Annotated in this window: 5 protein-coding genes and 2 pseudogenes; 2 read left to right on the top strand and 5 right to left on the bottom strand. The window is 53.4% G+C overall.

The annotated features are described in order from the left end of the window. Positions 1-145 precede the first annotated feature (145 nt). Genes BLU64_RS17895 through BLU64_RS12450 form a run of 4 tightly spaced genes read right to left on the bottom strand, consistent with a single transcriptional unit; the run spans position 146 to position 3786 of the window. Positions 146-2179 (bottom strand): AAA family ATPase, encoded by a 2034-nt coding sequence (locus BLU64_RS17895; RefSeq protein ID WP_074728894.1) that lies wholly within the window; start codon positions 2177-2179, stop codon positions 146-148. Next, positions 2172-2708, bottom strand: coding sequence for an ash family protein (locus tag BLU64_RS12440; RefSeq protein ID WP_036153594.1), 537 nt, complete (start codon positions 2706-2708; stop codon positions 2172-2174). The genes BLU64_RS17895 and BLU64_RS12440 overlap by 8 nt, the downstream gene beginning before the upstream one ends. Then, entirely contained in the window at positions 2705-2905 is a 201-nt protein-coding gene (locus BLU64_RS12445) for a helix-turn-helix transcriptional regulator (RefSeq protein ID WP_074728896.1), read from the bottom strand. The genes BLU64_RS12440 and BLU64_RS12445 overlap by 4 nt, the downstream gene beginning before the upstream one ends. A 2-nt stretch (positions 2906-2907) precedes the next feature. Then, a complete protein-coding gene (locus tag BLU64_RS12450; RefSeq protein ID WP_026744097.1) occupies positions 2908-3786 on the bottom strand; it encodes an integrase domain-containing protein in 879 nt (292 codons plus the stop codon). A gap of 1009 nt (positions 3787-4795) precedes the next feature. Between BLU64_RS12450 and BLU64_RS12460 the strand changes: the two are divergent. Both BLU64_RS12460 and BLU64_RS12465 read left to right on the top strand, forming a co-directional pair. Next, positions 4796-5155, top strand: a pseudogene (locus BLU64_RS12460) (type II toxin-antitoxin system RelE/ParE family toxin). After that, a complete protein-coding gene (locus BLU64_RS12465) occupies positions 5139-5462 on the top strand; it encodes a helix-turn-helix domain-containing protein (protein ID WP_074728898.1) in 324 nt (107 codons plus the stop codon). The pseudogene BLU64_RS12460 and the gene BLU64_RS12465 overlap by 17 nt, the downstream one beginning before the upstream one ends. Before the next feature lie 560 nt (positions 5463-6022). On the opposite strand, the pseudogene BLU64_RS17030 reads toward BLU64_RS12465, so the two are convergent. Next, positions 6023-7512: pseudogene (locus tag BLU64_RS17030) on the bottom strand (IS3 family transposase). Positions 7513-7575 lie beyond the last annotated feature (63 nt).

Raw genomic sequence — 7575 nt, forward strand, 5'->3', positions numbered from 1 at the left:
TAAGCCAGTTAGGAGTTTCCCCCACTTTTCCCCCACTTACTCAGGGATAACGGCTTCCCCCACTTCGCGCCTATATATGCGTAGGAAGTGGGGGAAAATGCCGGATTGAGAGATTCATTATCCGTTCGCCCCCACTTTCCCCCGTTTAATCCCCCACCTTATTCCGTTGCGATAGCGGTGTAATCCGCTCCCCCTCAAAGGCGATTAGGCCATCCTTTTCCAGCTTGTCCAGCCAGCGGGTGAACTTCTTGTTCACATCAAAGCCCATTGCCCGCATGTCGTCTCGCACCAATGAACGGGTACAGCCTTCACCGTTGGCCCTGCGTGAGCGAATGGCCTGCCATAAGGCGACATGGTTTTCCGTCAGCCGAGAGATACCGGCTAAATCGGGGTCGTTGGCAACATCCTCTCTGACTTCACGCCCCTCATCGTTCAGCACCAGCGAAGTAATCTGATCGCCATCATCGTCCACGTATAGATTGACGGTATTCAGGTCATAGGCACGACGAGGGCGCTCTTCTGCATCCTTCATTTTGGTGCAACTGAGGATCAACGCGCTGCCGTCACCTTCACGTCTGACGTTAAATTCTACGTCCAGCGCAGCACGGAAGGCGCTGGAGCCGCGTGCCCCTTTGTCCTGATCTTTACCGGAATGATGAATAATCAGCACCGTCGCCTGTGTCGCTGCTTTAATCGCGTCACATCCCTGAATGAATGCACCCATATCTTTAGCCGCGTTCTCATCCGAACCGCCAAAACAACGGGCAAGCGTATCCAGAATAATCAGGCGAACTGGCATACCCGAGGCGACTTTCACATCGCGGGCGGCGCATATCACCTGCTGCACGCTCTCGGGGCTGGCCGGAAAAATCGGGCAATCGACGCGATAAAGCGCATCAATCGGGCTACCACCGTTTAGTGTCTGCTCCCATGCCCGGATACGGCGGGGAACGCCGATGCCACCTTCACCAACGACATAAATCACCGCGCCCTGCGTAACCGGCTTGCCCTCCCACGGTTTGCCGGTGGCGATATGGCATCCCCACGATACCGCCAGAAAAGACTTATACGAGCCACTGGCACCGTAAGCGCTGGCAACAGATGAACTCGGCAGATAGCCTTTAATCAGGTAGTCCTGCCGCGTATCAAAGCCGTCAGAGCCTTTGCGCAGGGGCAATGAAGTATTGAAGCCCGGTGTTGCGGAATCGGTGCGAACTAAAGACGTATACATTGTGTCAGGCTGATAGCGTTGTTTATTGAACGCGGATTTGGTGGCCTCAAGCCCATATTGCTGGCGGTAATCATCCCAGTCACAGAGTGTTGTGGTGGGCGGTAACGACACCCAGCCGTCCACCGCGAGCGCGGCTTTTTCAGCCTGCTCCTTACCGATATTGGTTGAACCATCGGCATGCAGGTCATGATCGCCCGCCAGAATGATAGTGGCATTGGGATACCAGCTACGCAGAGCTTGTGCGACGTTCATCAGGTTATTGGCCGATACCGCCGCGACCACCGCCGCCGTGGTGATCTGGCTGATGGTCAGGCCGGTGGCGTACCCTTCGGTGATCACGATGGTGCCCGGCTCTTTCGGGCAATGCACCGCAATGAAAGAGCCTTTCAACTGTGAACCCGGTAGCAGGCGTTTTTCTCCATCGTCGTTGATCAACTGTGCGCCGGCCAGTTCACCGGAAACGCGATGCAGCTTCAGCAGCAGGCTTCCCTCATCAAACAACACGCCGCCGATACGCATTTTTTGCTGTGCGGTCAGGCGGGCATGAACGATAGAGAACCCTTTGGCTTTCAGGTAGGTGCTCTCGCCATTCCTCGAATGGATCAGCATATGCTTGATTTTATCAGCCAGCGGCGGGCGTTTAGCAGCTTTTTCCCTGGCTGGCGCTGTTAAGGCGGGAAGCGTCAGCGCGGCCACCTGTTTTGCCGCGTCTGATAGATCACAGTTTTTGACCCGTGTGACCAGATCAAGGCCATCGCCATGACCACACTGATTGCAAAACCACGTTCCCCGTCCCTCCTTGTCGTCAAAACGAAAGCGATCTTTGCCGCCGCAGGCAGGACAAGCGCCGTGTTTGTCGCCGGAAGGCACTGGAATAGCCAGAGCGGCCAGAATGGCACCCCACCGGTGGCGCGACTGAGCGGTAATGTCTGAAACGAACTTACTCATCGTCAGCCACCTCTGCTTGCAGCGCGTCATTTAACTGGTTCAGACGCTCCCATAGGATAAAGATCAGCAGTTCTTTCGCGAGCGGGTTGTCCAGTTCAATGATGGCGTAGGCCAGCGCCCGACAGTGATCGACGAGTTCTTCTAATGTCAGGGGTGTGGGGTCATACATGATGTACCCCCGCAGAAAAAAAGAAAGATTGCGGGTAGAAAAAGAGAAGGGTCGTCGCCATAAGGCAGCCTCCGTGGTAAGCAGGGTATCACTACCACCTGAGACGCCAACCTCTATGGTGGTAGCCCAGACGGGGTTGGCGTAACCGGTTACCACGTAGCCCGGCGCTCCTTGCGGAGCCCCCGCCTGAGCCACCATTGACAGGTATGCGCAGGCATCGCCTAATAAAAGACACGTAATAAATCCGTGTCTTTTAGGCAACGTGGTAAGTGTCGGAACGCCAATTCCGGCTACGGATTTTGCCGCAGCATCAGCAGTATATCGTAAATTGCCCGCCAGAAAAAAATAACAATGCATCATGATTTAGCCTCCCCGCGCTGGCTAATACGTGCCGCGATCCAGTCATTCACTTCACTTTCCACCCACGCCACTGAGCGAGCGCCGATTTTGACCGTCTGAGGGAATTCCCCCTGCTTCATCAGCAGGTAAATCCATGATTTCCTGAGGCCGGTTTTTTTCATCACACCCGATAAGCGAATCAACGTGTTATCCTTCATGTTCAATCCTCCTTCCGGGTGTAAACCCGCTCGACATAGCGCCCCCGGCCATCACCGTGGCCGAGATCCATAGAGGTTAATGCTCTGGCTTCACTGCGGGAAAAGCCCTGTGACAGGTAATAACGTATGGCATCCTGCGCCCATGCGTAGCGCTGGCTGTGCGGGGAATAGTGGCTGGTCAACCCCAAGCGGGTGGTCTGCGTGCGCCAGAAATTCATGGCGGTTTTCAGGTCGGGTTTATCGATCAGCCTGCCGTTACGCGCCTCAGTCACCTTTAGCGCCGCTTTTACCGCCCGTTGAATGGTTTCGCGATCGATAATCCGGGTTTCGCGTGGCCTGCCGCCTTTGGTGCCAAACACCACGGTCAGCGTCTGTTGATGGCGCTCAAGCTGCTTTTTCCACGTTTTCAAGGAACTGGCGCATTGCACCGCTTCCTGAGAACGCAGCCCCAGCAATCGGGCAAGCTGAAGTGCGCAGGCCAGCCCTTTATCATGCTGTTGTGCCGCGAGCAGAACGGCCTGATAACGTTCGTCCGGGATGGCGAATTTTGTCCCGGCACGGCTTGCCCCGCTCAGCCCCTGCGCGTTATTGGTCAGGCGGTCGGACGCGGCGAGCTTTTCCCGTCCTCCCTGCTTAAACACCGTGCGCAACGCCGCCATTTCATTGTGCAGGGTACGAAGGGCAATCCGCTGTGACAGGCGTTCGGCGACATAGCTTTCGATATGTCTGGCTTTGAGATACTTAACGTCACGCACCTGAATATTCAGCGCCAGCAGGTGACGGCACAGCCTGTCCATGATGCGAATACGATCATGAACCGTCTTGTAGCTCCCGCCAGCCTGTTTCGCCAGCGTGGTCATTTCACGACTTAATTTACTCATGCAACTTACCTCTCATAATTCAACTGGATGCTTTTCTCTGGCGCATGGGAAAGGGCAGAAACAATCGCAATTGACCTGCCTTGAACGATACCTGTGCGCCAGAGCGGACAGCAGTTGAGGTCTTGGGAGGTGTCGGCGATGCACTCGGTGCGGCCGCCTGCGGTTGCAGGATTTCCTCTCAGGCGGTTAGGCCTGCCTCGGTATCGGTTCAATCTCCTGTAAAAAAGCGGTCAGTCCGGCACAAACGGGTGTGTCAGATTCATGACGCAGTGGTTGAGGTGCATGTCTCAGGGGCTGATGGGCTCTTCGGCTGCGGCGTCACTTTCATCCGTTGACACGGAAAAAGTGACGCCGGTGCAGACGTTGCCGGCAGGTGCGCAGCTGATGCCCGACGGCATAGCAACGCTCAGCCAGCACGTTTACACGCGCAGACGCAAATCATTGAGACGAGTAAAATCGAAGTTACACGATAACGTGAACTTACGAAGGTAAGAGCTGTTTAAGCCGCCTATGAAGTGAAATCACCGCAACGATAAACGTTGCAACTATGGCCAGTCTCCTACGGTATGGAAGCCAGCTCTCTGGCTGGGTATAGTGAAGCCCACAGCAATGTTGGGCTTGAGGTTTAGTCAAAACAGACCTTCATCACCACGCTCGCAACGGCGTTCAAACTACCCGGTGATATCTGCTTGCAAAGGCTGGCAGATTTACCACACGCAACTGTGCGCGTTCTTCCTTGCAGGCTACGGAAGTGTTTGTGGTCGCCCGAAGGCGTCAGTCTCAGACCACGCTCCATTCCTATGACTTTGACAGTGTGACCACCCGAAGGCGTTTCTCACAGGTCACTCGTATCATCCCGATACTGGAAACATTGGTGGCTGTCATCGACAGCAGGTTTTATGGTCAAAAATACGACAGAGTTTTGCAGGTTTCAAGCACTTTGACTCAGCCAGAAAAGAGAGTAACCTAGCACTTAGTGCTATAGTTAGGGTTACAGGATGTCGGCCTGATGCGCGTATTCAAAACCAAATGGTTCACTAAGGCAGCTAAATCCCACGCCATCAAGGATAGCGAGTTATGTCAGGCTATTGAGGCGGTAATGCAAGGGAAGGCTGACGATCTCGGCGGCGGCGTTTATAAGAAACGGCTGAACCAGAACCGCGATCGCGCCATCATACTGGCTAAAGGTGGGCAGCATTGATTTTACACATTCCTGTATGCCAAGCAGGATATGGCGAACATCGATAATCGCGAACTGGCCGGATTCCGCGAATTAGCGAAGCACTACGCTGCCCTTGCCGATGAAAAGATTACGGCACTGCTTAAGAGTAAAGAACTGGTGGAGATTTGCCATGACCGCAAAAAGTAAATTCAAGAGTCCTGCATTTGAAGCTATCCACAGCGCGGCTTCTGGATTATTCAGCGTCGATGCTATTCCACAGGAAACGATGCGCAACTTTGACAAAGCGTGTCTCAACAGCGTGGACGATCTTCAACCTCTTGAGATTAAGGCGCTACGTGAAAAGCTGAACGTCAGCCAGCCGGTTTTCGCCCGCTACCTGAACACCAGTGTTTCGACGGTACAGAAATGGGAAAGCGGCGTAAAACGCCCCAGCGGATTATCGCTGAAACTGCTTACCGTGGTGCGGAAGCATGGGTTGAAGGTGTTGGTGTAGAAAATTAATTTTCTCAACAATAGATGATAAAGGATAAAGCCCATAACTACTAATTAATAGCTCGATCATTTTTTCTTATGAGAAAATATAAAGTCGTGATTTTTTATTGTGAGTAGTTTTTCTTGATACACAGTTTCTTTAAACTGCCCCATAAGAAGATTGAATGTGTATTCATACGAGATTTATATCTCACTAAGTCTAAATATCACTTTAAAATTTGTCAGGCTGATGCTAGCGTTAGGTTAAAACAGTAAGCTCATTAAGTCAGCCCTTTAAGGCTAAAATATGTCGAATGATAACCCTGAACTTCGCGAGTTTTAAGGCAAATCAACCCTAGCTTCCGAATAAATAGAGTGGCTAAAGCGTCTGGTCAACGAGTTGTATTTTTTGGTGAGTTTAGCCATAAAGATGAACTGGGACCCGAAGGGTGTGATAGCTGGGGTGAGGTTGTAATTAAGATAAGTGAAGCCACTTCAAGGGCATCAATTTCTTATATACAAAAAGAAGTTGAAGTACTTAAGGAGCGGTAAGTGTCAAGATAGTTGGCACCCCCGGTTGATTTAGGCTGCCTGCTTTTCCCGCCCTGGATTCAGCATAACCTCACCTGACGGCTGCCAGTTCCGTGTCCTGCCTGACCAACGTTCAGGCCGTTGCGCTTTTGCCATCTGGTACACCTTATCCCGCTTCTTCAGCACCCTGCCATCTTCGCCCCGGTGCCGTTGGCCTGGCGTTACGTACCTGATGCCGCTATGTCGATGCGTTTCGTTATACCACCGGGTAAAACTCTCTACCCATTCGCGCGTATCCTCTAACTTGTCGAACCCCGATGACGGCCACTGCGGCACATATTTCAGCGTCCTGAACAACGACTCCACATACGCGTTGTCGTTACTGACCCCTGGCCGGCTGTGAGACGGCGTTATTGCCAACTCATGCAGCTTCATCTGCAACGTCTGCGACTTCATCGCCGCCCCATTGTCCGCATGCAGTACCGGCGGGTATTGCCAGCATCCTTCCCGACGTACCGTGCGCTCTATCAGGGCGGCTGCCTGCTCGCCACTTTCTGTTTCATTCACTTCATATCCCACGATTTTTCGGCTGTAGAGGTCTTCCACCAGATACAGGTAAAACCAGCGACCCTTCACGGTTGACGGCATCCATGTGATGTCCCACGTCCACACCTGATTCGGGCCGCTGGCCTGCCAGGTCGTGGCCGGCGTGATTTTCTGTGCCGCACGTTGCCGTCCACGCCGATGTCCTTCCTCCATGACGACGTAGCACCCGGTAAAAGGTTGACTCACTCGCCAGATAAATCCCCTTATCGGCCAACGCCGGTACGATTTGTGACGGTGGCACACTGCCAGTATCTGTTGCTCTTCTTGCGCGCTTAACCGGTTCGACGGGGAGGGCCTGACCGCTCTGGCACGCTTGTCCTCCATCGAACTTTGCCAGCGTCGCCACGTCCGTTCACTTAACCCGGCTTCCGTGAGCGACACCGCTAACCGGGCGCCTGACGCCATCGCGTTGCGCACATATCCCATCAGCGTCTGCCGTTCCGCACCTGATGTCAGTCGTCCTCGTCGGTTATTCCGTAGTAGTCCCGCAACTGCTTTCGCAGCACCAGTATCGCTGCCGCCTCCGCCAGGGCTTTTTCCTTACGAACCAGTTCGCGTTTGAGTTGACTGACTTCTTTCTGGCTTTGTCTGAGCGCGGCTTTATCATTAGGCGAAGAGACCTGCAAAAAGCCTTGTTTCCACTGACTAATCTGCTCAGGATAAATCCCTTTCTTACGGCAGTATTGCGCCAGTTCCGCTTCACTGAGTGTGGCGGTTTCGATAATCACAGCCAGCCGGGCATCGGCTGACCATTGGTCTGTGGTTTTGTCTGCACCCGGCACCGGTATTCCCTCTGCTTTCGCCTTGTTACGCCAGTTATAGAGCGTAGCTTCTGATATCCCTTCCATCTGTGCAACTGCGGTGACGGTCATGTTGTAGGGCGGCAGTAGTTTAGCCAGTGCGGCCGATTTACGTTCTGGTGAAATGTGCTTCACGATATGGTTCCATCTTGTCATTAATGTTTTCGATGGGGGTGCCATCTATCCTGACAGAGGGGG

The sequence above is a fragment of the Lonsdalea quercina genome (assembly GCF_900107885.1).
GTDB classification, from domain to species: domain Bacteria; phylum Pseudomonadota; class Gammaproteobacteria; order Enterobacterales; family Enterobacteriaceae; genus Lonsdalea; species Lonsdalea quercina.